Annotated in this window: 28 protein-coding genes and 1 tRNA gene; 20 read left to right on the top strand and 9 right to left on the bottom strand. The window is 38.1% G+C overall.

Annotated features, from left to right (window positions below):
* Positions 1-217: 217 nt before the first annotated feature.
* Positions 218-1240, bottom strand: a complete 1023-nt coding sequence (locus AW165_RS12260) for a DUF2939 domain-containing protein (protein ID WP_060465991.1) — start codon at positions 1238-1240, stop codon at positions 218-220.
* 323 nt (positions 1241-1563) lie between these two features.
* A tRNA-Leu gene (locus AW165_RS12255) sits at positions 1564-1650 on the bottom strand.
* Positions 1651-1832: 182 nt separating this feature from the next.
* On the opposite strand from AW165_RS12255, the gene queA reads away from it, so the two are divergent.
* From queA to secF, 8 genes are all read left to right on the top strand, one after another.
* Positions 1833-2870, top strand: a complete 1038-nt coding sequence (gene queA / locus AW165_RS12250) for a tRNA preQ1(34) S-adenosylmethionine ribosyltransferase-isomerase QueA (RefSeq protein ID WP_060465990.1) — start codon at positions 1833-1835, stop codon at positions 2868-2870.
* Positions 2871-2955: 85 nt separating this feature from the next.
* Positions 2956-3957 carry a hypothetical protein gene (locus AW165_RS12245; RefSeq protein WP_060465989.1) on the top strand — a complete coding sequence of 334 codons (1002 nt, stop codon included), beginning with the start codon at positions 2956-2958 and terminating at the stop codon, positions 3955-3957.
* Between the two features lie 92 nt (positions 3958-4049).
* Positions 4050-5078 (top strand): hypothetical protein, encoded by a 1029-nt coding sequence (locus AW165_RS12240; protein ID WP_060465988.1) that lies wholly within the window; start codon positions 4050-4052, stop codon positions 5076-5078.
* An 85-nt stretch (positions 5079-5163) separates the two neighbouring features.
* Positions 5164-5733 carry a LemA family protein gene (locus AW165_RS12235; protein ID WP_060465987.1) on the top strand — a complete coding sequence of 190 codons (570 nt, stop codon included), beginning with the start codon at positions 5164-5166 and terminating at the stop codon, positions 5731-5733.
* A gap of 153 nt (positions 5734-5886) precedes the next feature.
* Entirely contained in the window at positions 5887-7020 is a 1134-nt protein-coding gene (gene tgt / locus AW165_RS12230) for a tRNA guanosine(34) transglycosylase Tgt (RefSeq protein WP_002116306.1), read from the top strand.
* A gap of 97 nt (positions 7021-7117) precedes the next feature.
* Positions 7118-7447 (top strand): preprotein translocase subunit YajC, encoded by a 330-nt coding sequence (gene yajC / locus AW165_RS12225; protein WP_002116168.1) that lies wholly within the window; start codon positions 7118-7120, stop codon positions 7445-7447.
* Between the two features lie 51 nt (positions 7448-7498).
* Entirely contained in the window at positions 7499-9400 is a 1902-nt protein-coding gene (gene secD / locus AW165_RS12220) for a protein translocase subunit SecD (RefSeq protein ID WP_002116237.1), read from the top strand.
* An 8-nt stretch (positions 9401-9408) separates the two neighbouring features.
* Positions 9409-10374, top strand: coding sequence for a protein translocase subunit SecF (gene secF, locus AW165_RS12215; RefSeq protein WP_014207646.1), 966 nt, complete (start codon positions 9409-9411; stop codon positions 10372-10374).
* 64 nt (positions 10375-10438) lie between these two features.
* On the opposite strand, the gene coaBC is transcribed toward secF, so the two are convergent.
* Entirely contained in the window at positions 10439-11692 is a 1254-nt protein-coding gene (coaBC, locus tag AW165_RS12210) for a bifunctional phosphopantothenoylcysteine decarboxylase/phosphopantothenate--cysteine ligase CoaBC (RefSeq protein ID WP_002116235.1), read from the bottom strand.
* Positions 11693-11791: 99 nt separating this feature from the next.
* Here coaBC and radC point away from each other — a divergent pair, with 99 nt between their 5' ends.
* The gene (gene radC, locus AW165_RS12205; RefSeq protein WP_081410647.1) at positions 11792-12511 is read left to right on the top strand and encodes a RadC family protein; all 720 of its coding nucleotides are present in this window, start codon (positions 11792-11794) and stop codon (positions 12509-12511) included.
* Between the two features lie 61 nt (positions 12512-12572).
* The gene (locus tag AW165_RS12200; protein ID WP_005064169.1) at positions 12573-13484 is read left to right on the top strand and encodes a bestrophin family protein; all 912 of its coding nucleotides are present in this window, start codon (positions 12573-12575) and stop codon (positions 13482-13484) included.
* A 6-nt stretch (positions 13485-13490) separates the two neighbouring features.
* On the opposite strand, the gene AW165_RS12195 is transcribed toward AW165_RS12200, so the two are convergent.
* Positions 13491-14342, bottom strand: a complete 852-nt coding sequence (locus AW165_RS12195; protein WP_060465985.1) for a PHP domain-containing protein — start codon at positions 14340-14342, stop codon at positions 13491-13493.
* A 44-nt stretch (positions 14343-14386) separates the two neighbouring features.
* Between AW165_RS12195 and AW165_RS12190 the strand changes: the two genes are divergently transcribed.
* From AW165_RS12190 to mnmC, 4 genes are read left to right on the top strand one after another with little or no spacing between them, the layout of a single operon-like run.
* On the top strand, positions 14387-15001 hold the full coding sequence (locus AW165_RS12190) for a septation protein IspZ (protein WP_005064166.1): 615 nt from the start codon (positions 14387-14389) through the stop codon (positions 14999-15001).
* 34 nt (positions 15002-15035) lie between these two features.
* A complete protein-coding gene (locus AW165_RS12185) occupies positions 15036-15338 on the top strand; it encodes a YciI family protein (RefSeq protein ID WP_032005578.1) in 303 nt (100 codons plus the stop codon).
* A 4-nt stretch (positions 15339-15342) separates the two neighbouring features.
* Entirely contained in the window at positions 15343-15825 is a 483-nt protein-coding gene (locus AW165_RS12180; protein ID WP_060465984.1) for a hypothetical protein, read from the top strand.
* A 23-nt stretch (positions 15826-15848) separates the two neighbouring features.
* A complete protein-coding gene (gene mnmC, locus AW165_RS12175; protein ID WP_060465983.1) occupies positions 15849-17723 on the top strand; it encodes an FAD-dependent 5-carboxymethylaminomethyl-2-thiouridine(34) oxidoreductase MnmC in 1875 nt (624 codons plus the stop codon).
* 36 nt (positions 17724-17759) lie between these two features.
* Here the strand turns inward: mnmC and AW165_RS12170 are convergent, their stop codons facing one another.
* Positions 17760-18074, bottom strand: a complete 315-nt coding sequence (locus AW165_RS12170) for a rhodanese-like domain-containing protein (RefSeq protein WP_002116171.1) — start codon at positions 18072-18074, stop codon at positions 17760-17762.
* A gap of 91 nt (positions 18075-18165) precedes the next feature.
* Between AW165_RS12170 and AW165_RS12165 the strand changes: the two genes are divergently transcribed.
* The 3 genes from AW165_RS12165 (at position 18166) to AW165_RS12155 (ending at position 19766) form a co-directional block, all read left to right on the top strand.
* Positions 18166-18654: a YajQ family cyclic di-GMP-binding protein gene (locus AW165_RS12165; RefSeq protein ID WP_002051423.1), complete on the top strand. Its 489-nt coding sequence runs from the start codon at positions 18166-18168 to the stop codon at positions 18652-18654.
* A gap of 34 nt (positions 18655-18688) precedes the next feature.
* Positions 18689-19183, top strand: a complete 495-nt coding sequence (locus tag AW165_RS12160; protein ID WP_005804736.1) for a DUF4442 domain-containing protein — start codon at positions 18689-18691, stop codon at positions 19181-19183.
* A gap of 76 nt (positions 19184-19259) precedes the next feature.
* Complete coding sequence (locus AW165_RS12155; protein WP_060465982.1) at positions 19260-19766, top strand: ester cyclase; 507 nt, start codon at positions 19260-19262, stop codon at positions 19764-19766.
* A 70-nt stretch (positions 19767-19836) separates the two neighbouring features.
* Here the strand turns inward: AW165_RS12155 and AW165_RS12150 are convergent, their stop codons facing one another.
* The 3 genes from AW165_RS12150 to AW165_RS12140 are packed head-to-tail and all read right to left on the bottom strand — an operon-like array spanning position 19837 to position 21589.
* On the bottom strand, positions 19837-20253 hold the full coding sequence (locus tag AW165_RS12150) for an acyl-CoA thioesterase (protein ID WP_002116010.1): 417 nt from the start codon (positions 20251-20253) through the stop codon (positions 19837-19839).
* 1 nt (position 20254) lies between these two features.
* Positions 20255-20692 (bottom strand): thioredoxin TrxC, encoded by a 438-nt coding sequence (gene trxC, locus AW165_RS12145; protein WP_003655112.1) that lies wholly within the window; start codon positions 20690-20692, stop codon positions 20255-20257.
* Positions 20693-21589 (bottom strand): alpha/beta hydrolase, encoded by an 897-nt coding sequence (locus tag AW165_RS12140; RefSeq protein WP_060465981.1) that lies wholly within the window; start codon positions 21587-21589, stop codon positions 20693-20695.
* Between the two features lie 192 nt (positions 21590-21781).
* Between AW165_RS12140 and AW165_RS12135 the strand changes: the two genes are divergently transcribed.
* The 3 genes from AW165_RS12135 to AW165_RS12125 all read left to right on the top strand — a co-directional run bounded on the left by AW165_RS12135 (position 21782) and on the right by AW165_RS12125 (position 25138).
* Positions 21782-22117 (top strand): TIGR01244 family sulfur transferase, encoded by a 336-nt coding sequence (locus tag AW165_RS12135; protein ID WP_002116083.1) that lies wholly within the window; start codon positions 21782-21784, stop codon positions 22115-22117.
* 365 nt (positions 22118-22482) lie between these two features.
* Complete coding sequence (locus AW165_RS12130; protein ID WP_060465980.1) at positions 22483-23682, top strand: hypothetical protein; 1200 nt, start codon at positions 22483-22485, stop codon at positions 23680-23682.
* 82 nt (positions 23683-23764) lie between these two features.
* On the top strand, positions 23765-25138 hold the full coding sequence (locus tag AW165_RS12125) for a dihydrolipoyl dehydrogenase (protein WP_060465979.1): 1374 nt from the start codon (positions 23765-23767) through the stop codon (positions 25136-25138).
* Positions 25139-25197: 59 nt separating this feature from the next.
* Here AW165_RS12125 and AW165_RS20300 read toward each other — a convergent pair whose 3' ends face one another.
* On the bottom strand, positions 25198-25728 hold the full coding sequence (locus AW165_RS20300; RefSeq protein WP_060465978.1) for an NMCC_0638 family (lipo)protein: 531 nt from the start codon (positions 25726-25728) through the stop codon (positions 25198-25200).
* Positions 25729-25882: the final 154 nt, after the last annotated feature.

The following is a 25882-nucleotide window of genomic DNA, read 5'->3' as shown; positions in this document are numbered from 1 at the left end:
GCAACGTTCTTTTCAAAATAGAAATGTGAAGTTTCAATTAAAGGTTTTCAGATACATAAAGTGGGTATGCTTGAGGAAAATACAACAAATATTTGAAGGTGGCGAGTTGTAAGATGTTAGAAATGCGAGTTCAGAATTTTCAAAAGCTAATTAAAAGTATTGTTTAAAAAAAGGCCAATAAACTAGCCTTTTTTCAGATTACTATTTTATTAATAACTTAACTATCTTGTACATTATAACCATACTGTTGAATGCCAGCTCCCATGTCCCCAGTGTAGTTATGGCATGCTTGCATATAAGTTTCGGCATCTGACCATAATACCCCAGGCACTCCAGAATCATTTAAAGGTATTATTGTTACCTCATCTTCAATCTGTAATGTTGGCTTAGTGATAGAGCATTGAATCTGGATTTTATGAGCTTCATGGTTCCATTCTATTTTTTTAGCATCCCAGCCTCGACTACCACCTACAACTGATAACTCAATATTTGATTCAGTGGGTGTTTGCTTTATTAACTTGAACTCCATAACCCGAATAATTGAACATGGATCATGATAACAAGATTCAAGTTTCGCCCCCTTCTGTACACCAGAGAAATTAAATGTTGTCGTTGGTTCTATCATCGCTGAAGTTTCAGATTCTGGTATTTTTTCTACTGTAGGAATCGTTGTCGGCTTTAGTTTTTGTTCAGGGTTTATCTCATCCATGGGTAAAACAATCTTTTTTATTTTCCAGCTTAAACCATCACGCTCCATAATGATTTTTACATCCGAACCATTCTCTTTATTTTTAAAAGTTACCTCAAACATACTCATTGATAAGTACCGAGTTCTATATTCTATCTTTGAGGTATCTGTTCTTTCTTTATGCGTATCTTCTTCCTCTCTCTTACCAGTTAAACTTTTTCTAAGATTCTTCCCTTGCAGCATCAAGGTCATACCTTCAGGTGTTACTACCGCATCGACCATCTTTTCGGCCAAAGTTGAAACCATCATTGCACCTAAAGCTTCCCAACCATTAGCTTCTTTAGCTGTGATCTCTTTTAACATATAAGCATTCATCTGATCTTTCAGACTTTGGCGTACACTTGTATAGTCAATATAAGCAGAAACCTGTTCACTATCATTCTCTTTCAATGCATTCTTAATACTATTTAAGATGATATAAGGCGAAGCGTATAAATACCCAAAAATCAAAATGATTAATCCGAAGATTACCCCTATAGCTTTTTTATTCATGATTTACTCTCTAATTGTAAAATAATAAGTAGAAAATAATTCTACCTAAACATATCCCCTATCTTGTCTTTTATATTCTAATCAAAATTTACAGCTCAAGACTTTGAATGAAGGACAGATCTATTTATTCCGCCAAAATTATAGATCATCACTTATTTTCACAAATTGTCTCCCAAATGAAATTTCATAAGAGATCTAAACCTTCTATAAATTAAGAATTAACAATAAAAGATAAAATTATAATTGATAGGCATTTTAACCCAACAAAAAAACCCCTAAGCCGTTAGCTTAGAGGTTTTCGTAGAATCTTACGATTCTGAATATGGTCCCGAGGGTCGGACTCGAACCGACACGTCATCTCTGACAGCGGATTTTGAGTCCGCCGCGTCTACCAATTTCACCACCTCGGGAGAGGAAGTATGTTTGTGTTGCGTATATTAGCGCGTTTGTAAAACTTGTCAAACCCTAAGTGAATATTATCGTTCACTTTTAGATCATTTAAACATTTTTCATGATTTAGGTCAGAAGCACAGCCATAAAAAAGCGAAAAAGTTTATACTAGGCCCAATTTTTGTGGTGTTTTTTCTCAAATATGCAACTGTCTGACTTTTCCTTTGAATTACCTGATGAACTTATTGCCCGTTACCCTCTCGAATCACGTAGTGCTTCGCGGTTGTTGCATTTAGACTCAAAGGGTAAATATCACGATCACATGTTCACAGACATTATCGATCTGTTCGAAGAGGGTGATTTGTTGGTGCTTAATGACACCAAGGTCATGAAAGCTCGACTTAAAGGAAAACGCTCTACAGGCGGTGCTATTGAGATTTTGGTTGAGCGTATGCTGAACCACACCACAGCGTATTGTCATATCAAATCTAGCAACTCACCTAAAGCAGGTGCGGAGCTTTTTGTTGGTGCAGATAATATTCCTGTGATTGTACGTGGTCGTCACGAAAATTTATTTGTGGTTGAGTTTTCACAGCCGATCTTGCCTGTTCTTGAGCAATATGGTCAGTTGCCTATTCCGCCTTACTTTAACCGTGAAGCAGAAGAAATTGACACTGAACGCTATCAAACGGTTTTCCATAATCCTGAAAAAATTGCCAGTGTTGCAGCACCTACTGCGAGCTTGCACTTTGACGAAGAGTTACTAGCAAAGTTAGAGCAAAAAAATGTTCAAAAAACTTTCGTGACTTTACACGTTGGTGCTGGCACATTTATGCCTGTTCGTACTGATGACATTACCAATCATGTCATGCACAGTGAATGGTGTGATGTTCCTCAAGAAACTATTGATTTAATTTTGGCGACTAAAGCACGTGGTAATAAAGTGATTGCCATTGGTACAACTGCGACACGTGCTTTAGAAAGTGCAGCTCAAGCTCATGGCGGTAAAATCGCAGCTTGGACTGGCGACACGCAAATCTTTATCTATCCAGGTTATGAGTTCTGCATCGTAGACCGTTTAATTACTAACTTCCATTTACCAGAGTCTACCCTGCTCATGTTGGTATCAGCGCTATCAAATCGAGACAACATTTTGGCTGCTTATGAACATGCAGTTAAAAGCCGCTATCGTTTCTTTAGCTATGGCGATGCAATGCTGATTGATAAGCTAGAAGTTTAAAAATTAAAGCTGGGTTAAATTTTATAAGCTCATTTAAAGTTTAATCCAGCTGACCCAACTACAATTTCGACTAATAATAAAATTTATGAAACTGCTTTTTCAAAAAATTCAAAGTGCTTTTGACAATCAAAATACACATAACAAAATTACTTTAAAAAATATTGAGGCATTAAGAAATTTACTTAATCAGCAATTACCTCCAGAAATACTTATTCATTCATTAAAAAATTGGACAGGCACCCAACAACTTGATATTCGAAATTATATTTTTTGGAATGCTACAATTTTCGCCTTAGTTTGTATGGCATTAGGCTTTTTAATCTCGATTTACTTCTTCCCTTTTGCCATTCTTGCAATCTTTTATGGTTTTTATCATAGAGCCTCTACCTCCGAACTGATTTGCCTACTTCAAGATATCCAAATTTATTATTATGAACATAAATATAATTTCAAATTTGCAACTGAAGATAACCTACCTAAAGAAGGAACATCCGCTTCAGACTTTCCTTTGTTTAAGTTAGGCAATCAAGAAAATTCAGTTTTAACTGCAATACACGGCAAGTGGCAAGTAAGAGAAACAATTCACCCCTATAAAATCTTTAGATACCATTATATCAATCGAGAGATGGCCTATAATTCAAAAGGTAAATGGGAACTAAAAGATGTTAGCTATAACTTATACGGCGTTATTTTAGAGAATTTTCCAGTTCGCGGAGTTAGTATTTCAAGTAAACAGAAAAAGGTTTGTCGCTTAAGAGTAGCTTGGGAATCAAGTGATATCCGTTTTAATCAAAAGTACCAACAAAGCGGAATTAATGAGTTGGATTTAGTAAAATTTCTAAGCCCAGACCGTTTGTTATTATTAGAAAAAATGTTGGAAGATTTTCCAGGGGATTTTTATGTACACCCTGAAACCTCTGCATTATGTTGGCTCTGTAATGTAAATCTTTTACAGCAACAAAGCTTATATGGCGCTAGTGTACGTGAGCTTGCTGAATGCCTTGAAACTCTTTTAATGCCAGAGTTTGAGCAATTTGCAAATAAATTGCAGCATTTCATTAATGAAACTCAAATGCCGAAATCATAAAAGTAATTATTTATGACTTATTTCTATTTATCTCATTCAATTTAAAAGATAATCTAAAAATAGCACTTTATGATAATGACCTCATTACTTCCATGCCAATTAATACCTTACAAGAAGTTCTACATATAAGACGTAAGAAAAATACACAGGTTTTTCGCAATATTGCTCGACTTTGGGATGCTGGACAAAAATCACAAACAGATCAAGAACTCTTAAATGCGTTACATCCATGGCGTGAAGATCCTAACCTTCGTTTTGTTAATGTATTGCCGTATTTGTTAGGTATTTGCAGTATTACGACTTTATTCTTTGGATACTTTTTTCATCCTCATATTCAATATATTTTGAGCCTCTTATGGGCATTTTTAACTGGTTTTCTGGCCTATTTGCTCTATGAACCGCAAAAACCTCTAAGCGAAGTCATTCACTATTTAGAAGAACGTATCACCACTTTACGTTATGGATTACGGTTTCAACAGTTACCGGCCTATCTTCCTATTCAATCTCAACCAATTTTAGTCTTAAGTAAATTAAAGCAACACTTTCCACTGTTTAATCGGGGTAATGAATCTAATGAAATTACTCAGTTTGCTTCCACTACATGGGATGATGGAATTACGGAACATCAAGTTCTGCTGTTCAAATATCACTATGTAAATAATTTCCCCATTCTTCAAAATCAGGATAGTGACAAAAAAATAGTTAAAGAGATCCATAGAGATCTATGGGGCGCTTTTATATTTCAAATGCCTGCATTGGGTATTGCTGTAAGTAACCAACGTTCTCACTTTTTTGCACCTTACTTAACTGAATGGCAAAGCACTGACATTCTGATTAACCAAAAGCTCAATATTTTTGGTACTGCCCAACACCAATTAGCTAAAGAAGTTAGCCCAAGTATAACTTTAAAACTTCATGATTTTTTTCAACACTTTAAAGGTGATTTAATTTATCATCATGAAGAGCAAATTTTGTGTTATCTCGGTGAACAAGATCTTTTTCAGATCACCAGCAAGCAAAGTGAAATACATGATGTTTCAACATTACGTGGGCACTTGCGTACCATGACTATGCCGCAATATGAAAAATTTCAGCAATTAATGCTTAATTTAATTAAATAAATCTCTCGTAGCGCTGAACTGGCAACTTATCAAAAAATAAGAAGTTAAAAGGCTCAATGAGGGAACAAAAATAAGAGGAGTAAAAATGACAGGTTTATTTATTTTCTTGGGGATTTTCGTCGTACTGGTTGTCTGGGGCGTTCACATCCGTAACACCATCGTACGTTATTTTAATGCGACTAAAAGAGCTTGGGCTGAAGTTGCCAATTTCGAGCGTCAAAAAGTAAAGACCTTGGAATCCCTCGAATCAACACTCAATCAATATACTCAATTTGAAAAATCGACATTAGAAAAGGTTACTCAATTACGTCAACAAATTCTTAATTTAAATGTGAATAACACTGATATTTCTCAACTACAACAGATCGAGAAAATGAGCCAAGAACTTATTCGAAGCTTAAACGTTGTTGTTGAAAATTATCCAGAGCTTAAAGCTGATTCGCTGTATAGCAAAATGATGGATGATATTCAGGAACAAAATGAAAATGTTGGTGCAGCAATTAGCATTTTTAACCGTAATGTCGAGCTATTCAACAACCAGATTGAAGTATTCCCTAATAATCTCATTAACACCTTAACTTTATCCAAGAAAGCGATTCGCCCTTTTAGAGATAATCTTGTTAATGAAAATTTTGACTATAAACCTAATTTTTAATAGGAAGAAAAATAGTATCTAAACTATCGGAAATTTATCTATTTTATAACCAGCTACATTTAGTAGTAGAACTACGTCGCAGAATCAAGGAAAATAGCCCTCTTTTTAGCAGCGAACTGTTTCTTCGCCTCTGCTCGTGTTCAGGATTTTTAGATGAAGTTTGAAAAATTAGGTCAGTCGGGGCGCGCCCGTCGTGGTCGTTTAACTTTAGAACATGGTGTTGTTGAAACACCTGTTTTTATGCCAGTGGGGACTTACGGCACAGTCAAAGGCATGTTACCTCGTGACATCGAAGACATTCAGGCACAAATTATTTTAGGAAATACGTTCCATTTATATTTGCGTCCGGGTCTTGAAGTGATTAAAGAACACGGTGGTTTGCATGACTTTATTAAATGGAATAAGCCAATTTTGACTGACTCTGGCGGTTTCCAGGTTTTTAGTCTTGGCGCAATGCGCAAAATCAAAGAGGAAGGTGTTACCTTCCGCTCACCGATTGATGGTTCAAAAGTATTTTTATCACCTGAAATTTCTATGGAAATTCAGCAGGTCTTGAACTCTGACATCGTGATGATTTTTGATGAGTGTACGCCTTACCCTGCGACACATGAAGAAGCTCAAAAATCATTGCAGCTTTCTTTGCGCTGGGCAAAACGTTGTAAAACCCATCATCATGATGAGCTCAAAAATCACAATGCGTTATTTGGCATTATTCAAGGTGGCATGTATGAAGACTTACGCGATGAGTCTTTAAATGGCCTTTTAGAAATCGGCTTTGACGGTTACGCAATTGGCGGTTTATCTGTAGGTGAACCTAAAGAAGAGATGATCAAAGTTTTAGATTATCTACCGAATAAAATGCCACATGACAAACCGCGTTATTTGATGGGTGTTGGTAAACCAGAAGATATCGTTGAAGCGGTGCGCCGCGGTGTCGATATGTTTGACTGTGTAATGCCGACTCGTAATGCGCGAAACGGTCATTATTTTGTCACTGATGGTCTGGTACGTATTCGTAATAGTAAATATCGCCATGACCAGAGCCCACTCGATCCACATTGCGATTGCTACACTTGCAAGAACTTTACCCGTGCTTATCTATTCCACCTTGAAAAATGTGGAGAAATGTTAGCGTCTATGCTCGGTACTATTCATAACTTACGTTATTACCAACGTTTGACTGAAGGTATGCGTGATGCATTAGACAATGGCACATTTGATGAATTTGTTCAGGACTTTTATGCCCGTCGTGGTTTAGAAGTTCCACCATGTCCGGTTGATGAATAAGCCAGATTTGCGCTCAACCTCAAGACAAGGTAAATTGCAAAACGAATTAGGATTATGTCAGTTATCTGACTCATATTTTTAACTTTAGGAAATCAAAATGAGCTTTTTAATTTCTGCTGCTCATGCAGCACCGGCAGCTGGCCCAACTAATGGTATTTTGCCAAACATCTTGATGATTGTCGTATTCGTTGCAATCTTTTATTTCTTAATTTGGCGCCCTCAAGCAAAACGTGCTAAAGAACACCGTTCTTTAATCGAGAGCTTAGGTGTTGGTAGTGAAGTTGTTTTCGCTGGCGGTTTAATGGGCAAAGTAACCAAAATTGAAGGTGACTATGCAGTTGTTGAACTTAGCCGTGGTGTAGAAGTAAAAATTCAGCGTGCCAGCGTAATTTCAGTATTACCTGAAGGCACTCTAAATAACCTTTAATCATAAAACAGTCGTGCTTTAGCACGGCTTTTTCATTTAAGAAGAAAGCGAATGCGTTACCCTGCATGGAAATATTTACTGATTCTGGTTGTTCTGGTAATCAGTACATTATACGCACTGCCGAGTCTATATCCGGATGAGCCCGCTGTTCAAATTTCCGGTGCCAAAGCTGGTACCCAAATTGATCAAAGTGTGGTGAAAAAAGCAGAGCAAATTTTAAAAACAGCAAATATTGCGAGCCATGACAATACTTTTACAAATAATGCTGCCCTATTGCGTGTCAGTTCATCTGAAGCGCAGTTAAAAGCAAAAGAAGTATTACGTCGTGACTTAGGTGATGAATATGTTGTCGCCCTAAACCTTGCACCAACCACACCGGAATGGCTGCAAAAGATTGGGGCAAAACCAATGAAACTTGGTTTGGACTTACGTGGTGGTGTCCACTTCTTGCTTGAAGTAGATATGGACAAAGCCGTTGCCCAACGTATGGAAACCTCTGCCACCGATTTGCGTCGTCAGTTCCGTGAAAACAAGATCAAATTTAACAGTCTTGCATTAACAAATAATGTGATCACTGTTCAATTTGCTGACAATGCTGACCGTGATGCAGCAATGGATTTTTTACGTCGTAATGGGAATGAATATACCCAACAGGCATTAGCAAGCTCTACAGGTTCTACTTTAAAGCTTACTTATACCGATGTACGTCGCCAAGAAATTCAGTCATATGCGGTAAATCAGAACTTAACAACATTACGTAATCGTATTAACGAACTTGGTGTTGCAGAAGCATTGGTACAAAGTCAGGGTAGCAACCGTATTGTTGTTGAATTACCGGGTGTACAAGATACTGCTGAAGCTAAACGTGTTTTAGGACGTACTGCGAACCTCGAATTCCGTTTAGTTTCTGACTTAAATGATCAATATATCGATCCATATACGGGTAAATATAATGGTCAACCTTTACCTCCGGGCACAGAAGTTTTTGCTTATGAGTCTTTAGATAGCGGTCGTCAACTCTTGTTGCAACGTAACCGAATCTTGACTGGTGAGCGTGTTCAAAATGCAAGCTCTGGCTTTAGTCAGGACTCTGGCGGTGCCGAAGTAAATATCACGCTCGACAGCGCTGGCGGTAAGCTAATGTCCGATGCAACCCGTAATGCGGTTGGTAAACGCATGGCGGTATTGTTCATCGAGAACAAGCAAAAAATTAACTATGTCACAGATCCAAAAACTGGTGCACAAACAGAAGTTCGTACGCCATATACTGAGTCTGTAGTCATTAACGCTGCAACAGTTCAAGCTGTTTTAGGTTCGACTTTCCGTATTACCGGTTTAAGTTCTCCTCAAGAAGCATCTGAACTTGCATTAATGCTTCGTGCTGGTGCTTTGGCTGCGCCAATGTACTTTGTTGAAGAGCGTGTAGTAGGTCCAAGCCTTGGTCAAGAAAACATTGATAAAGGTGTATTGTCTACTCAAATCGGCTTCTTGCTCGTTGCAATCTGGATGGTGGTTTTCTTCCGTGTATTCGGTTTAATCGCGAACTTTGCTCTTGTGTTTAACTTGGCAATGATTTTAACCGTGATGTCATGGATTGGAGCTTCCCTCACCTTACCGGGTATTGCCGGTATCGTTATTACCATTGGTATGGCGGTCGATGCGAACGTATTGATATGTGAGCGTATCCGAGAAGAAATGCTCTGGGGGGCCTCACCCAAACAGGCCATTGTGGCCGGTTATGATCGAGCCTATAACACCATTTTTGACTCGAACTTAACCACGTTCCTCGTTGCATTCATTCTGTTTGCAATTGGTACAGGCCCAATCAAAGGTTTCGCCGTGACATTAATGATCGGTATTATTTGTTCGATGTTTACTGCAATTACAGTAACTCGTGCAATCGTACAAATCATTTATGGCAAACGTCGTAATTTGAAAAAGTTGAGCATTTAAGGAGATCGATGATGACTAAAGTGACTCAACAAGATTCAAAACAATATGGTCGTCCGGATGATGCAAAAATCATCCCGTTCATGAAGATTGCCAAACCTGCAGCGATCTTCTCGATCCTGATTACTTTGGCAAGTATTTTCTTTATTGCGACTAAAGGTCTTAACCTCGGTTTAGACTTTACAGGTGGTGTTTCAGCTGAGCTTAACTATGCTCAACCAGCCAATCAGTCTGAAGTTATTCAGGCGCTCGATAAAGCTGGTTTTAAAGATGCTGTAGTACAAACCTTAGGCAGTAATAAAGACTTACTTGTGCGTATGCCAGTACAAGAAGTTAAGGTTGAAGATCTCAATAACGCGATCACTAAGGCTGTACAATTACCAAATAATGCTGCCGAAGTTCATAAAGTGGACTCTGTAGGTGGTCAGGTTGGTAACGAGCTCTATGTTCGTTCTGCTGGTGCCGTTGCACTTGCACTTATCTTAATGTTGATCTACGTAACCATCCGCTTTGAATTCAAACTCGCGATGGGTGCTGTAATGTCTTTATTCCACGACATCATCATTATTATTGGTGCTTTTGCATTATTCCAATGGCCATTTGACCTTACAGTGTTAGCTGCGGTACTTGCTGTTATTGGTTTCTCACTTAACGATAACATTGTAGTGTCAGACCGTATTCGTGAAAATTTCCGTAAAATTCGCGGTGCGACTCCTCGTGAAATCGTCGATATTGCGTTAACTGAGACTTTGCGTCGTACTATTCATACCTCAATGACATTATTACTTGTTGTTCTAGCAATGATGTTCTTAGGTGGTGATGGTCTACACTGGTTCTCTGTGGCAATGTTTGTTGGTGTATTTGTCGGTACTTATTCTTCGATTTATATCGGTACTGCATTTGCATTATGGCGTGGTCTTAACCGTCAAGACTTCATCGTTCAGGTTAAACCTGAATTTGAGGATGAAATTCCTTAAGTTGTCTAAAACAAGACAAATAAAAAACCGCGATTCATTCGCGGTTTTTTATTTGATTCAAAAATTATTTACGGCGTAATGCATCCGAAATAGCTTCAACCAATTGTTGAGAAATTTCCTGTTTAGATGCTTTCTCCAACTCCCGCTTTTTCATGTGATAGCTTTCAGCAAAGAAAACTGTCATCGCATTCTCATCGGAAGCAAATCCAATATCAGCACGTGATACATCGTTACACGCAATCATGTCTAATTTTTTAGCAACAAGTTTACCTGCCGCATATTCTTCAACATTTTGCGTTTCGGCTGCAAAGCCCACCATAAATGGACGTTTTTCCTGACCTGCGATTGTTGCCACAATATCTGGATTTTTGACAAGGGAAACATTCAACTCATCCCCTGCTTTTTTAATTTTATGCTCAGCAACTTCTGCTACGCGATAGTCTGCAACTGCCGCAGTCGCAATAAAAATATCGCAGCCTGTTTCTAGTGAACTCATACTAACATCGAGCATTTGTCGTGCTGAGGCAACATTTACACGTTGAACACCATTAGGCGTATCTAAACTTACAGGTCCCGCAATCAGAGTCACTTGCGCGCCAGCAGCATAACAAGCAGCGGCTAAAGCAAAGCCCATTTTGCCAGTACTATGGTTTGAGATATAACGGACAGGATCAATCGCTTCACGTGTCGGCCCAGCAGTAATAACTACTCGCTTACCTGCCAACAGTCCAAATTTCTCAGCGATGGCACGTTGAGCTTGATGGAAATAGCCAGCGACTTGGCGAGCAATTTCTTCTGGCTCAGGCATACGGCCTAAGCCAACATCACCACAAGCCTGCTCACCCGCATCCGGCATGATCACATGTACGCCATCTTCGACCAAGGTTTGCAAATTACGTTGAGTTGCTTTAGCCGCCCACATTTGCTGATTCATCGCCGGAGCTACCCAAACAGGAGATTTTGTTGCCAAAAAAACTGTACTGAGTAAATCATCTGCCAAACCATTCGCAAATTTAGCCAATGTGTCACAACTTGCAGGTGCGACTAGTAATAAATCAGCCCAACGTGCTAATTCAATATGTCCCATACCCGCTTCAGCCGCAGGGTCTAGAAGTTCAGTATGAACAGGATTACCAGAAAGAGCCTGAAAAGTTAGTGGGGTAATAAATGCCTGAGCACCATGTGTCATCACCACTCGCACGTCAAAGCCATAATCTTTGAGGCGGCGGACTAAGATGGCACTTTTATAGGCAGCAATTCCGCCAGTAACAGCTAAAACAATGTTTTTATGAGGAATAACGCTTAGATCAAAGCTCACGAACAGGATACCTTTCTGTTGCAGTGGCGCTCACAATAGCATTAAATACGCGCAGACCCAAGATTGATTGGGCAAACAAAATAAAATTTTAAGCGAATAATGCTGGGGAATATGAATACTTCTATTAAAAATTGGCCTGAACAAGAACGGCCAAGAGAACGGTTATTACAACAAGGTCCACAAAGTTTATCAGATGCTGAGCTACTCGCGATTTTTCTTCGCTCAGGTTCAAGGCAACATTCAGCAGTCGAGTTATCTCGTTTACTCATTCAGCACTTCGGTAATCTTAATGCCGTGTTTGATGCCTCATTTAGTGAGTTAACTCAATTTAATGGCATTGGGGCAACGAAATATTCACAATTACTGGCAGTCAAAGAACTTGGACGGCGTTATCTCGATCATCACTTCCAGACAAATAATATCAGCCTTCATTCATCAGATTTAGTTTTGGATTATCTGCGTTATGAATTAAAAGGCGAAAAACAAGAAGTCTTTGCTGTTTTGTGCCTAGATCCCGAATTAAGAAAGCTTCATTTTAAAAAGCTATTCTTTGGTTCAGTTCAGCATTGCGCAGTTTCGGTCAATCAAACCCTACGCTATGCCTTACAGCAACATGCTTGCCAGCTCGTTATTGCACATAATCATCCCTTTGGTTCTCCACAACCGTCTTCCGAAGATATTGCCTTAACTCAGCAACTTGAACAGGCTTGTCAGCTTGTCGAAATTCGTCTGCTTGACCACTTTATTATCTCACCAGAAGGGAGCTTTTCCTTTGCTGAACAACAACTGCTCAACCCAGCAACAATATCAGTTCAATGATATTGACAAAGTACTACTAAGCCTAGAAGATCAAAACAAAAATAGCGACGTTTAAAATAAAATGATTGTTCGGGAACAGCCTAGCATTTTCAAAGTATTATTCTCTTGGCGAGGCACAATTTTACCCAAAATTTTGCCATCCCTAGGCGTTGTGATGCTGATCTCGGCAATCATTGGTGGAGTCGAATACATCAATCTTTATCGCTTTCCAGAGATTCCTTTGGTTGGCTTCACGCTCATTGGTGTCGTACTTTCTATTTTTTTAGGATTTAAAAATACTGCGTGTTATGACCGTTGGTGGGAAGCTCGAAAATTATGGGGCGTTCTCATTGCAACTTCGCGCCATTTTGACCGTGACTGCCGTATTTTAACTCAAGCTCGCCGTGAGCGCGTTATTCAACATGTGATTGTTTTTGCTAATGTATTGCGTGACCGTTTACGTCGTCAGACGGCGAACCCAACTGAGTTAATACAAACCAGTGGTATGAGTCAGCAAGCACTCACTCAACTCTACCAACAAAATAATGCTCCTCAGTACACGCTCAGTCTCATTCACTGGGAATTGTTGCAGGCACTTAAAGAAGGTGAAATTTCTGACATCATTTATGCACAAATGAATAAGAATGTTGCCGACTTAAGCGTCGTACAAACTGGCTGTGACCGAATTGCCAATACACCTATTCCATTTGCTTATTCAGTTTTACTTAACCGCACAGTCTATTTTTTCTGTTTTATGTTGCCGTTTAGTCTGGGTTCATTGCTTGGATTAGCAACACCTTTACTCGTCGGAATTTTGGCATACACATTTTTGGGTCTGGATGCTCTAAGCTCTGAAATTGAAGAGCCTTTTGGTACCCAAAGTAATGATTTACCGCTAGATGCAATGGTACGTAGTATCGAGATTGAGTTATTAGGGACTCTAGGTAAACCAACACCTCCTCCAATTCAAGCTCAAGATAACAACTTACTCTGAGCTCGATTAAAGAAAACGTTCCCAAATCCCATGCTGCTTATCAGTGGGTTTAGGCGTATTTCCTAGTTTAATCCATGGCATATTTTCACCATGAAAATCACTGCCAATTGAAACTGCCAACTGATATTGTTCAATCATTCGATCAATCATCTGGCGAGTAGATAGAGGTTCCATTTGTGGAGGTAACTCAATTGCGTCTCCACCTGAAGTCGCGAATAATTCAATTAAATAACGAACATTAGTTGCAGATAAATCATAACGGGTCGGGTGTGCTAATACTGCGAAGCCTTTACTTTGATGAATCACATCAATGGTTTCTTTTAAGCTTAGTCCTTCAAACTTTACAAAAGCACGTTTTCCTTCTTTTAAGAAACGATCAAATGCTTGTTGAGGACGAGTCACGACATTTTTCTCGACCAATGTTTTAGCAATATGAGTTCTTGTTACCCTATCCGCCTGATTTTCTACTTTGGCAAGAACATCATCATAAATCTGAAAACCAATACATTTTTCTAATAGCTCACAAATCACTTTAGCTCTTTGCGCTCTAATTCTTTTTTGTTGTTCTAATGCTTCTAAAATTGGTGCTTCATCTTGCATATTTAAAGCAACAATATGTACACCATAACTCTTCTTAGTGGTTGGGCGCGACCACTGACTAGAAATCTCTGCACCAGAAATAATATTTAAATCATGACCTTGTGCAGCAATTTTTGCACGCTGCAACCCATCCATTGTATCGTGGTCAGTCAAAGCCAACGTATGCAAGTTTACATCAATAGCAGCTTGCACCAGCAATTCCGGAGACAAAGTTCCATCAGAAATATTGCTATGTGTATGTAAATCTATGCCTTGCATCTTTTATACTATGCCATTCGCCAAACCTGATCAGATACTCTAACATGAAAGCACTTCTGGACTTTGTTCCATTAATTATTTTCTTCTATTTATATAAAACAGTTGATCCAACTGACACCCAGCATCCTTTACTGAAACTGATCGGGTCTGCTGGTGGTGCCGATAATAATAATATTCTTGTAGCGACGACTGGCTTAATTATTTCAATGCTTGTGGTATATGGTGCCCTATTCGTTTTCCAAAAATTCCGTCTTGATAAACAACAGTGGTTTGTATTGTTTATGACTGTCATTTTTGGTGGTATCACCCTCATGTTAAGTGACGATTTCTATATTCGTCTCAAAGCTGCGATTTTAAATTTAGTTTTCGCAGGCGCATTCTTGGTTTCACCTTGGTTTGGTAAAGACCGTAAACCGCTCATTCAACGCTTATTTGACCCTATTTTAGATTTGAGTGAAAAAGGTTGGAAAAATCTCAATTTCGCTTGGGCTGCGATGTTTGTCGTTATGTCTTGTCTGCATGTATTCTTCGCATTTTTATTTCACGGTGGAAAATATTGGGGCGAATTTACTGCATTTGGTGACATGATCGTGATGTTTTCATTTATCATTATTCAGTTCATTATTTTACGCAAACATTTTAAGTCACCAGACGCTTAAAGTGCTTCCAGATTGATTATAGAGATACGATTACATGCCTTTTTTTGTTCTAAGCTGTACCGATAACGAAGGAACTTTAGAAAAACGCTTGGCAGTACGCCCTCAGCATATCGAACGTCTACAAAAACTCGATGATGAAGGCCGCCTTGTTACAGCGGGTGCTATGCCAAAAGATCCTAATGATCCGCAAGCAGGCTTCTTTGGTAGCACCATGATTGTTGAATTCGACAGTCGCGAAGCATTAGATGAATGGTTAAAAGAAGAACCATTTCTTAAAGAAGGCATTTATGCTCACGTTGATGTAAAACCGTTTAATAAAGCATTTCCAAAAGGGTAATCGCATGCAGCTTGCAATCAAAAGCTTTCTTGGCTTGTGTTTGATATGTTCAACTGCTGGAGCAGTTGAACCTGCTGCGACACCAGCAACTCACTCCCCAAGTGCGCCTTCAACTCAAGCCGCTAAACCAGCTCCAACATCTTCAACTGGAGCCAAAACTGCAGCGACGACAGCACCAACTGCAACACAACCACTTACAGCAGAACAGCTCGCAAAGAACAAGCAACAGCAAGACGCAAAAATCAAAGCCCTGGTTCAAGATCAAGCATCTCGCTTAAAACAGCTAGAACATGCCAACCTTGAAGCATTGGCCCAGAACCAAGAGTTACAGCTAAAAAATGATAATCTCTCTGTTCAGGTTCAAGTCTTACAAAGCGAACGAAGTGCGCAAATGTTTTTATATGGCGCTGTTACCTTAGCGGGTGGTGTATTGCTAGGTTTCTTTATTGCTAGTTATATTCATACAAAACGTCGACGCCAGTGGTAATACCAAGCGATCTATTAAATTCAATGAACGTATCAAACCGTATCCAAACAGCAGAGCTGGACTGGGAATTTGTCGATGGTATCGAGATTCCCATTTCTAAACAATTTGGTGATGTCTACTTCTCTAAAGATAATGGCCTACTTGAAACACGACATGTTTTTCTAAATGGTAATGACTTATCAGAACGATTAGCTAATCTAAAAGATTTTGAATATTTCAGTGTAGGAGAAACCGGTTTTGGTACAGGTTTAAATATTCTTGCACTTTGGCAACTTTGGCAGCAAGTTCGTCCTGATAATCAAAGCCATCTACACGCAATTAGCGTAGAAAAATTTCCGTTAAGTAAAGCTGATCTTATTCGCGCTTTAAATGTCTGGGATGAGCTTAAACCACTTGCAGAGCAGTTAATTGAACAATATCCCCTGCCTATTGCCGGATGTCATCGTTTAACTTTTCCTAAAGAACGTTTTAGCATCGATTTATGGCTTGGAGATGCGCAAGAAATTTTCCCAAGCATGGCTAAAACTAAAGCTGTGAATGCGTGGTTTTTAGATGGCTTTGCACCGTCTTGCAACCCAGACATGTGGGAACAGAATGTTTTAAACAATATTGTCCGTCTTTCAGGTTATGGCACTACATTTGCCTCTTTTAGTGTTGCTGGCATTCTAAAACGTGGACTCAAAGCACATGGTATTGATATTTCTCGTCCACGTGGTTTTGGCCATAAACGAGAAATGCTCAAAGCAGTCTGGAATCTGCCTGAATCTGATGAAGGTTTCACAGAATTAGATCAAACTCATACATTGGCTACAGAGCAACAGCATATTGCGATTATAGGGGCTGGTGTAGCAGGTTTAAGCATGGCGTGGGCATTTGCAACACGTGGCCACCAAGTGACCTTATACGAGCAAAACAATGCATTATCGGGTGCCTCTGGAAACCCTTTGGCATTACTTAATCCGAAACTATGCCCAATTGAACAAAGTCATGAACATCTCATGACTTTAAGTTGGCAACATGCTTTAAATTTTTATAAAAATTTTAATGCATTCCGTCCACTTCAAATTCAACAAATTGCATTGAAAAATGCAGATGAACTTCTCGATTTGGTAAATCAGTATCCAGCTCAAGTTGTTACTAACTCAGCGAACTCACTTGAAACTGATTACTCAAGCATATTGCTAACTGAGGCTGGCTCCGTCTCACCACATCAATTACGTGATGAAATTTTGCAGCATCCATGTATCAATCTCAAAATTGCCCATGTCACAGCACTTGTTTCTTGTGAAAAGAAAGTTCAATTGCAAACCAATAATCAAGTTATTGCAGAAGCAGATCATGTCGTTGTGTGCTGTGCTCGAGAAAGTGCTGCTTTATTTGACAGCTATCCGCAGTTAAAACCAATACGTGGACAAGTGAGCTGGGTTGATAATACGTTTGCCCCTTTACCTTTAAATGAAGCGTATAGCTATGGCGGCTATTGCATGCAACTTGATGCTTCACAGATGATTTTGGGTGCGTCTTTCTACCCAAATCGTGAAGACCAAGATGTACTTCCCGAAGACCATGTGCATAACTTTGAATTAATCCACAGTGTATTCCATGAATATGCTGAAAAGTTACCATCACCTTCGGCATGGCAAGGACGTGCATCTATACGGGCACAAAGCTTGGATTATTTTCCTCTGGTTGGAAAAATGCAGGAGAATAGCCGAATTGCTACTTTTGCTGGGCTTGGCTCTAAAGGCTTCTTATTTGCCCCGCTGTGCAGTGAAATCTTAGTTGCTCAAATGTTAGGAGAAGCTTGTCCAGTACCAGACCGCTTATTACAAAAATTGAATCCTCAACGGTTCCAAAAGAAAGTGAAACCTAAAAAGCCTTATTTTAAACCGCAATAATTCACTTCAATAAAAAAGCACCCGAAGGTGCTTTTTTTATGCGCCCTGCTCTAGAGGCAAGCCAGCATCACGAGCTGCACGTGTCCCGCCCATCAGCACGACATATTCACGCGAGGCATCCAATCCTTCTAGTTTCTCAGCTGCACGAGGAGCTTTGCTACCACCACCACATAAAATATAAATCGGCTGACCCGCAGAGACCTGGTTCAAAATATCAGCATTCAAATCATTAATTGGGCGATTCACCGCACCTTTAACATGCCCTTCTGCATAAGCATTAGTATCACGGACATCCCAGATAACAGCATTTTCTGGGAATTCAAATGTTGTAATTTCTTGTTTACGGATCATTGTGCACTCCTTTGATGTAAACAACACTTGGCAAATGAAGAAAACCCTCTTAGCATCTCAAATATTCTTTCACTTTGTAAAGGTCTAAACTATGCCTTCTTTCGATATTGTCTCTGAATTAGAGTTATTTGAAGTTAATCATGCTGTACAAAACACACAAAAAGAGATTGCAACACGCTTTGACTTCCGTGGTCACGATGTTTCTATCGAATTAAATGAAAAAAATAAAGAAATCAAAATCAGTACCGAAAGTGATTTCCAGTGTGAACAAGTTTATAACATGTTAGAAAATCATTTTTATAAACGTAAAATTGATGTTCAAGCACTTGATCCACAAAAAGCTGCGGCTTCTGGCAAAAACTTTGTACAAGTCATTAAACTTAAAGATGGTCTTGACTCTGATACTGCAAAAAAAATTAATAAAGCCATTAAAGAAAGTGGCGTTAAAGTGCAATCTTCTATTCAAGGCGACAAAATTCGTGTGACTGATAAAAAGCGTGACACCTTACAACAAGTCATGACTTTTTTACGTGAACAACAATTCGGTGTGCCATTACAGTTTAATAACTTTAAAGATTAATATCTTGTCGGCCATTTAAAGCTAAGGTAATCCCATGTCTCAATCCAATCGTCTATCAAAACTGGTAAAAGCAACTTCAAAATTCCCTAAAGGTATTCGGAGCACGCTTTGGAGCAAGGCGTTTGGCCGTATCGTACCAATGGTGGGTACAGCAAATATCCGCTATCTGGAAGTAGACTCAAACCACGTTACTGTCCGTTTAGATAACCAAAAAAATATGCAAAATCATATTAAAGGAGTGCATGCCGCGGCTATGGCTCTTTTAGCAGAAACTGCAACAGGTTTTCTAACCGGTTTACATATTCCTGATAATCGTATTTTATTAATCAAATCATTACATGTAGATTATTTAAAAGTGGTTGAAGGCGGTTTGACTGCTACAGCAACATTGTCTGCTGAACAACAAAAGTTTATTGCAGATAATGAGAAAGGCGAACTTGTGATTCCTGTTACTGTGATTGATGACGCAGGCAATGAACCAATTCAATGTCAAATGCTCTGGGCATGGTTACCTAAACGTAAGAAATAATAACTAATCTAAAGTATTTTTAGACGGTTATTTACCTCAAGATATAAAACTAATATTTTGTATCTTGAGGTTAAAAATGAAAAAAATATTAATTCTTTCCTCTTTATTTACCAGTTTAATATTTACAACAATAACGGCTCACGCGACTGAACCCAGCATTAAAACCAGTAAAGTAACTTCGGCTAAATCAGAAGCTATTGATAAAGTAAGTGCTCAAAACAAAAGAATAGTGACCGACTTTTATGAAGGTGTCTTTTTAAAACATAAAGTTAAAGAATATGCAGACCGCTATATTGGTCAACAATACATTCAGCACAATCCTAATGTTCCAGATGGGAAAGCACCTTTCGTTAATTTCTTCACTGAAAAATTCCAAAAGAATCCGCAAGCTAAAAATGAGATTAAACGTGCGATTGCTGAAGGCAATCTTGTCGTTTTACATGTCCATTCGACTGAAAATGAAAAAGATCGAGGAAGAGCAATTGTTGATATATTCCGTGTTGAAAATGGAAAAATCGTAGAGCATTGGGATGTGATACAAAATATTCCTGATCAAAGCAAAAATACAAATACGATGTTTTAATTTCTAAAAACTAGTTTTTCTTTTGAATAAAAATTAAAGCCTGAATACTAAGATTCAGGCTTTCTGATTCTTATTGAGTTTCCAAAAACTTCTGTTTCGCTTCTTCAGGTATTTGACGCTTATTACCTTTTACATCTACTGCTACAAAGGTAAAAACTCCTTCAGTAATGCGTATTGGTTCACGAGAGTCATCATGACTATCCCAAACTTCAATTTGCATCTGAATAGAAGTATTTCCAACTTTTAAGATCTTGGTATAGCAGCTAATGACAAAGCCAACTTTTACCGGAACCAAAAAGGTCATTTGATTAATAGAAATCGTAGCACAGCGACCACGACTGAAACGTTCTGCGTGAATTGCTCCAGCCAAGTCCATTTGTGACACAATCCATCCACCAAATACATCACCACTCCAGTTTGTATCTGCTGGCATGGCAATCGTTTGTAAGGATAAAATTCCTTCTGGTTTGGTATAAGCTTCTGACACCTTAGCTCCCGAAATTCGTTTGAAGTTGTTGATCGAGCCACTGTTGCAATTCAGGCGCACGTAACGCACCGCTAATACGCGCGACCTCTGTCGTTTTATTCATTAAGACAAGTGTCGGAATACTTCTCACATGAAAAGCTTGGCTCAAGCGAGGAGATTCTTCGGTATCAATCTTGGCAAAGATAACGCCTGGATTCTGTTTTGCGACCTGCGCAAAATGTGGAGCCATCATTTTACAAGGTCCACACCATTCTGCCCATAAGTCTATAAGAATAGGTAGATCACTATTCGTGATGTAGTTACTAAAATTTTGCTCATTTAGCTCAATAGGTGCAAGCGGTAGTAATGGCTGATGACATTGCCCACAGCTTGGTTGTTCTGGAAGTTTTTCTTCTGGAACTCGGTTTTTAGCACCACACGATGCACATACAATAATCATTTACATCACTCCTATATGCTGATGTAAAAATTCTAATTGGGTTGTCACTGCTTTTTCAAACCATGAACCGTGATAGATATCAAAATGTTTCATATCCCATTCATGATAACTCACAAAAGGCGCAATATTTGTCGCAGCTTCACGGCTTGACTCAATAGAAATAAGTGAATCTTTTTGTGCAGCAATAAATAAAACAGGAATATTAATCTGGCGCACAACTTGGATTGGACGGTATCGCATCAGATTAAAAAAGACACGAGCAGGAACTTCCCCACTCCAATAATAATCAGGATTCACAATCGATAAATAGCCATAATAACTATCTGCAGTAGGCATAAAGCATAGGTTATGTTGATCAACAACAGGTAATCTCTTTGGATTAAGCCCCATCTTTGATCCCATATAATCCTGACTCGATAGCTTTAATGCTTGGGGATAACGCTGTAAAGGATAGAGCTTGGCAGTTTCAGCGCCATCTACATATGGAATTTGTACTAAAACTGCTTGAATATTCTTTAACTCAGAAGCTAGGCTTAGCGCATATCCCCCACTTAAAGAAGTTCCCCAAAGCACAATCCTTCGGTTATCTACAAGTTTACAAGTCGAAGCATACTGAATCACTGTCTTCCAATCTTCTAATTGTGAATTGATGGAGACCATTTCTCTAGGCTTGCCAGTACTGCCGCCCCAATATCTGTAATCAAATAAAATAACAGCGTAACCTGCTTGAGCAAATCGCTGGGCATACTGAATGAGTTTAAATTGACGCAATCCGGCAAAACCATGCGCCATGATAATTACCGCAGATTTATTATTTGTTTTTGGAATATAAAAGTCAGCTGCGATCATTTCCTGATCACATGGAACATATAAAGGCTCAACCGTATAAGCGTGCATATGTGCTCCGTGGCATTATGGTCGAAGTAATGAATTTACAAAAAACATCCTGATCGCCTTTTAAAAATCTAGAGCTGTTCTATGACATAAGTTTTATCTATGTAGGAACAACGTTTTAGTGTCTTGTATCTCAGGTTAAGCTTAATGCTATGATACAGCATAAGAGGTTTTGTTAAATTTTGGAGTGACGAAATGTCAGATAATGTTGGTTTCGCAGGTCAAATTGGTCCAGAACACGTTGGCCAAGTTGTAGAAAAAGGATTTAAATCTATTATTAATAACCGACCAGATATGGAAGGCGGCCCAGAACAACCTACAAGCGCTCAGATTGAAGAAGCAGCACGTCAAGTAGGCTTAGACTATGTTTATCAACCTGTTGTAGCTGGACAAATTACTGAACTAGATGTACGTACTTTTGCTAATCATTATAATGAATTGCCAAAACCTGTGCTGATGTTCTGCCGCACAGGAAACCGTTCAAATAATCTATATCAATTAGCGAAACAAATGGATTTGTTAGACGACTAAGTTTAAAAAATTGGTACTCTTTAAAACCCTATTTTCTTCTTTAAAGTAGGGTTTTTTGATAAATTATTTTGCATATCTCTGCACGAACTCAACAGAACTAAAAATAATATTAATTTAGAGTATTTATATCTTTTGATTCATTTATTAATTTTCTATGAATAAATTTATTTTCGTTCTTTTAAGCTGTTTAATCATTAGCGCATGCTCCTCAATGCAAGTAAAACCTACTGTCGGGGTAACGATGGGTACACGCATTTAATCAGTTACCCTGCCTATAAATATCATGAGCAACCTCATGAAATATATGTTATTTTATAAACCTAAAAAATTATTTTAAATAACTTATCATTTTAATGGGGATAATCATGAAACTTACTCAAGGAGTATGTGGAGTTACTTTGGCTGCTTTTTTGACAGCTTGTGGTGGGGGTGGCAATGATGGCTACTATAATCAAAATTCAAATTCTGGTTCTACAACAATACCAATCACTCCATCACCAGATCAGGAGTTAGCGACCTCAGTTTTAAATAATGTAAAACAAGAAGGTAAATATCTATTTGGTGCCTATGATCTTAATGATGAAAAGCAATCAAAAGGTTATATTGATCATGCACTAGATACCTTTGCTCAAGGACCACTTAAGTTAACCTTAGACATTCGAAAAGTAGATCTTACTAAGTACTCCGATCACTATCGTGATAAATGTTTTATCAAGAGTACTACAGACTACCGCGCCTGCTATGTATTTAAAGGGGAAGAAATAAAAACTTTACTCACTGGATATAATGATTGGGATTTTGATATTACAGCAGACGACTTGAAGAACATTAAACTGGCAAACGACAATATATCTCCGAACTTACAGGACTATCAATCAAATACCAGAATTTATATTTTTGAAAATGAAAATAATGATAAAAACTTTCAAGATGTAACTATTACAGGTGCGTTTGCTTATCCTTTCCAACAGTCATGGGGACTTGAACAAACCAAGCAAAAAAGATTCGTATTAATTAATGCTGCCACAAGTGATTATAAAATTACGACAACCGCTCTAGTTCAAGATCCAGAGACTGGCCAACCAACTGAAAAAGAAGTAACCACGGGTGCAATGAGTGTCTATAAAGATAATACATCAATTGATGGTGATCTCTATGTAGTTCAAGGTGGTTCTGGTTTCAACGTACTCATTAATGACAATCCTAATGTCCCTTTTGCAGAGCCAATTTCATTTGTTGTGAACTCAACTCCTGGTAATACGAACAATGCGACATATAAAGTAATGGCTAATAATCACCAAATATTGAGCCTACCAAGTATTACTAGCCTTGAAGGAAGCCGAGTTGAAAATGAATCACCAACAACGAATGCACAGAAATTTAATGGCAGTATTTATTTAGAAGGACAAAATATTTTTACTTTCAAACAAAGCTTGAATGGAACCACATTAGACTTTAAGCATGTTATTAATGGGATAAGCATTGAAGGTCAGTCTTCTGTTAGTCAGAATGGTACTGTTTCAACAACCCTAAAAACACCTTTTATGCAAAAATTTACATTTTAAAGCTAAATAATTAGGACGAAACCCTCTGTTTAAGAGGGTTTTTCTATATATTCTAAATATCTATTAAAATAGCTTAATGACAATGTTCGATATTATTATCATTGGCGCAGGTACTGCTGGTATTAGCGCATACAAAGAAGCCGTTAAACATACCAACAATATTTTAATTATAAATGATGGACCATGGGATACTACTTGTGCCCGTGTAGGCTGTATGCCAAGTAAAGTTCTCATCTCTACAGCAAACCGTATGTTTGACATTCAAAATGCTCAAGAGGTTGCTTTAGACATATCTGCAAATATTAATACTGATCAAGTGATGCAGCATTTACAAACTTTACGTGATAGATTTACACAAGCAACTTTAAAAGATGTAGATCAATGGCCGACTGAGCATAAAATTTCTGGCAAGGCACATTTTATTGATGCACAAACTGTAGAAGTTAACGAAAAACGGTACAAATCAAAAAGTTTTATTTTGGCGGTTGGTTCAACTCCTAATTATGATCAAATTTGGAAGCAAGAATTAGGAAACCGGCTTATAACAACAGACCAAATATTTGAGTTAAAAACACTTCCTAAATCTATTGCTGTAATTGGTAGTGGTGTGATCGCTCTTGAGATTGCACAGGCTATGCATCGTCTAGGTGTAGAAACAACAATCTTCGCTCGCAGTAAACGAATTGGAATCCTAACCAGTTCTAGAGTTCAACAGCTTGCTCAAAAAGAGCTAGGAAAAGAATTAACAATTCTATTCGAGACTTTACCGAGTGAAGTTAAATGCAGTAAGGAAAACGCTGTATTAACTTACCAAGTTGATGAAACAGAGAAAACTCTCGAAGTTGAATATGTTTTAGCTGCAACCGGCCGTACAAGTTTAATTGATACTTTAAAACTAGAAAATATTGATAATTCATTCAAAGATATTAAGTTATTACCTGTAAATGCTAAAACTAAGCAGCTAGATACATATCCAATTTTTGTTGTCGGTGACGCTTACACCTCAACGCCACTACAACATGAAGCAGCACATGAAGGTAAAAAAGTTGTTTATAACTGTTTAAATTATCCACAGGTAAACTCAGTTAAGACGCTTACTCCATTAGGAATTGTCTTTAGTCATCCTGAAATGGCGATCGTAGGTCAAAGTTATAAGCAATTAAAAGATGAAGGTATAGATTTTATTACAGGCGAAGCCTCTTATGAACGACAAGGAAGAGCTATAGTTCTTGGAAAAAATAAAGGTGCTATTGAAGTTTATATAGAACGAAAAAGCCAAAAGCTTCTAGGTGCTGAGCTATTTACAGAAGCAACTGAACATATGGCCCATTTATTAAGCTGGATAATCGGTGAAGAATTAACGCTAAATGATATTCTAGAGAAACCCTTTTATCACCCGACTTTAGAAGAAGGCCTTCGAACTGCTCTAAAGCATGCGCGTAGACAACTGAAATAATCAATTTTAGGAGAGTCCTTTATTAATTAAATTGGCTCTTCTACTTCCGCTTGCTTTCATTAATTCATTTGATGGGAAATAACCGCAACTAATGAAGCATTCTTTTCTGATGAACTAGTATATATCCATATTTCTAAAGCCTTCCCATTTTTAGAAATAATATAATTTGTTGTGGTCAAATTCTTATCTTTATATACTTCTTTTTTATAAGTTAGGCCCGTAGATTCTGGAGGTAGCCAGCTTTCTAAATTCTTCTGAATTTCAGTTGAATTTCCTTTATTTATAAATAATGAACATACGCCATTATCGAGTTGAGTAATAACAAATTTTCCTTCAGAGGAACTTATCATCCATGCATGACCATTATAATCTTTTAAAAAATGTGCAGCATATTCATTAGGCATTTGGATAAATCCCATATTTTTTGCTTGTTTATTTATTAATTCAGGGTTTCCTCTAGAACTTACACAAATATTTAAAAAGGCTTTTGTACTATACAAACTTTTCACAGTTTCATTAGCATATATAGAACTACAACTGAGTATTGTAGACAATATGAAGGAAAATATTTTAAATTCTGAAAATTTCATGATTAATACTCTTATTATCATTTTAAATAATGTGATTTATATCATAATTCATTCTAAAGTTACTCGGGGATTTAGATTTTTTTTATCGCAATAAAAAACACCCCCATTCATTAGAATGGGGGTGTTTGAATAATGAGCTGGCGATGACTTACTC

It is taken from the genome of Acinetobacter sp. LMB-5, assembly GCF_001541635.1.
In the GTDB taxonomy this organism is placed as follows: Bacteria; Pseudomonadota; Gammaproteobacteria; order Pseudomonadales; family Moraxellaceae; genus Acinetobacter; species Acinetobacter pittii.
This window is presented reverse-complemented; position numbering and strand designations above follow the sequence as displayed.

Bases quoted from the DNA above. Each gene is read 5' to 3' on its own strand.
- AW165_RS12155 (WP_060465982.1), top strand. From the start codon at position 19,260: ATGAAAAAAATATTAATTCTTTCCTCTTTATTTACCAGTTTAATATTT.
- AW165_RS12195 (WP_060465985.1), bottom strand. From the start codon at position 14,342: ATGCAAGGCATAGATTTACATACACATAGCAATATTTCTGATGGAACT.
- AW165_RS12170 (WP_002116171.1), bottom strand. From the start codon at position 18,074: ATGATCCGTAAACAAGAAATTACAACATTTGAATTCCCAGAAAATGCT.
- radC (WP_081410647.1), top strand. From the start codon at position 11,792: ATGCTGGGGAATATGAATACTTCTATTAAAAATTGGCCTGAACAAGAA.
- queA (WP_060465990.1), top strand. From the start codon at position 1,833: ATGCAACTGTCTGACTTTTCCTTTGAATTACCTGATGAACTTATTGCC.
- AW165_RS20300 (WP_060465978.1), bottom strand. From the start codon at position 25,728: ATGAAATTTTCAGAATTTAAAATATTTTCCTTCATATTGTCTACAATA.
- trxC (WP_003655112.1), bottom strand. From the start codon at position 20,692: ATGATTATTGTATGTGCATCGTGTGGTGCTAAAAACCGAGTTCCAGAA.
- tgt (WP_002116306.1), top strand. From the start codon at position 5,887: ATGAAGTTTGAAAAATTAGGTCAGTCGGGGCGCGCCCGTCGTGGTCGT.
- AW165_RS12260 (WP_060465991.1), bottom strand. From the start codon at position 1,240: ATGAATAAAAAAGCTATAGGGGTAATCTTCGGATTAATCATTTTGATT.
- secD (WP_002116237.1), top strand. From the start codon at position 7,499: ATGCGTTACCCTGCATGGAAATATTTACTGATTCTGGTTGTTCTGGTA.
- mnmC (WP_060465983.1), top strand. From the start codon at position 15,849: ATGAACGTATCAAACCGTATCCAAACAGCAGAGCTGGACTGGGAATTT.
- AW165_RS12185 (WP_032005578.1), top strand. From the start codon at position 15,036: ATGCCTTTTTTTGTTCTAAGCTGTACCGATAACGAAGGAACTTTAGAA.
- secF (WP_014207646.1), top strand. From the start codon at position 9,409: ATGATGACTAAAGTGACTCAACAAGATTCAAAACAATATGGTCGTCCG.
- AW165_RS12190 (WP_005064166.1), top strand. From the start codon at position 14,387: ATGAAAGCACTTCTGGACTTTGTTCCATTAATTATTTTCTTCTATTTA.
- yajC (WP_002116168.1), top strand. From the start codon at position 7,118: ATGAGCTTTTTAATTTCTGCTGCTCATGCAGCACCGGCAGCTGGCCCA.
- AW165_RS12135 (WP_002116083.1), top strand. From the start codon at position 21,782: ATGTCAGATAATGTTGGTTTCGCAGGTCAAATTGGTCCAGAACACGTT.
- AW165_RS12160 (WP_005804736.1), top strand. From the start codon at position 18,689: ATGTCTCAATCCAATCGTCTATCAAAACTGGTAAAAGCAACTTCAAAA.
- AW165_RS12245 (WP_060465989.1), top strand. From the start codon at position 2,956: ATGAAACTGCTTTTTCAAAAAATTCAAAGTGCTTTTGACAATCAAAAT.
- AW165_RS12125 (WP_060465979.1), top strand. From the start codon at position 23,765: ATGTTCGATATTATTATCATTGGCGCAGGTACTGCTGGTATTAGCGCA.
- AW165_RS12235 (WP_060465987.1), top strand. From the start codon at position 5,164: ATGACAGGTTTATTTATTTTCTTGGGGATTTTCGTCGTACTGGTTGTC.
- AW165_RS12165 (WP_002051423.1), top strand. From the start codon at position 18,166: ATGCCTTCTTTCGATATTGTCTCTGAATTAGAGTTATTTGAAGTTAAT.
- AW165_RS12240 (WP_060465988.1), top strand. From the start codon at position 4,050: ATGCCAATTAATACCTTACAAGAAGTTCTACATATAAGACGTAAGAAA.
- AW165_RS12130 (WP_060465980.1), top strand. From the start codon at position 22,483: ATGAAACTTACTCAAGGAGTATGTGGAGTTACTTTGGCTGCTTTTTTG.
- AW165_RS12180 (WP_060465984.1), top strand. From the start codon at position 15,343: ATGCAGCTTGCAATCAAAAGCTTTCTTGGCTTGTGTTTGATATGTTCA.
- AW165_RS12140 (WP_060465981.1), bottom strand. From the start codon at position 21,589: ATGCACGCTTATACGGTTGAGCCTTTATATGTTCCATGTGATCAGGAA.
- AW165_RS12200 (WP_005064169.1), top strand. From the start codon at position 12,573: ATGATTGTTCGGGAACAGCCTAGCATTTTCAAAGTATTATTCTCTTGG.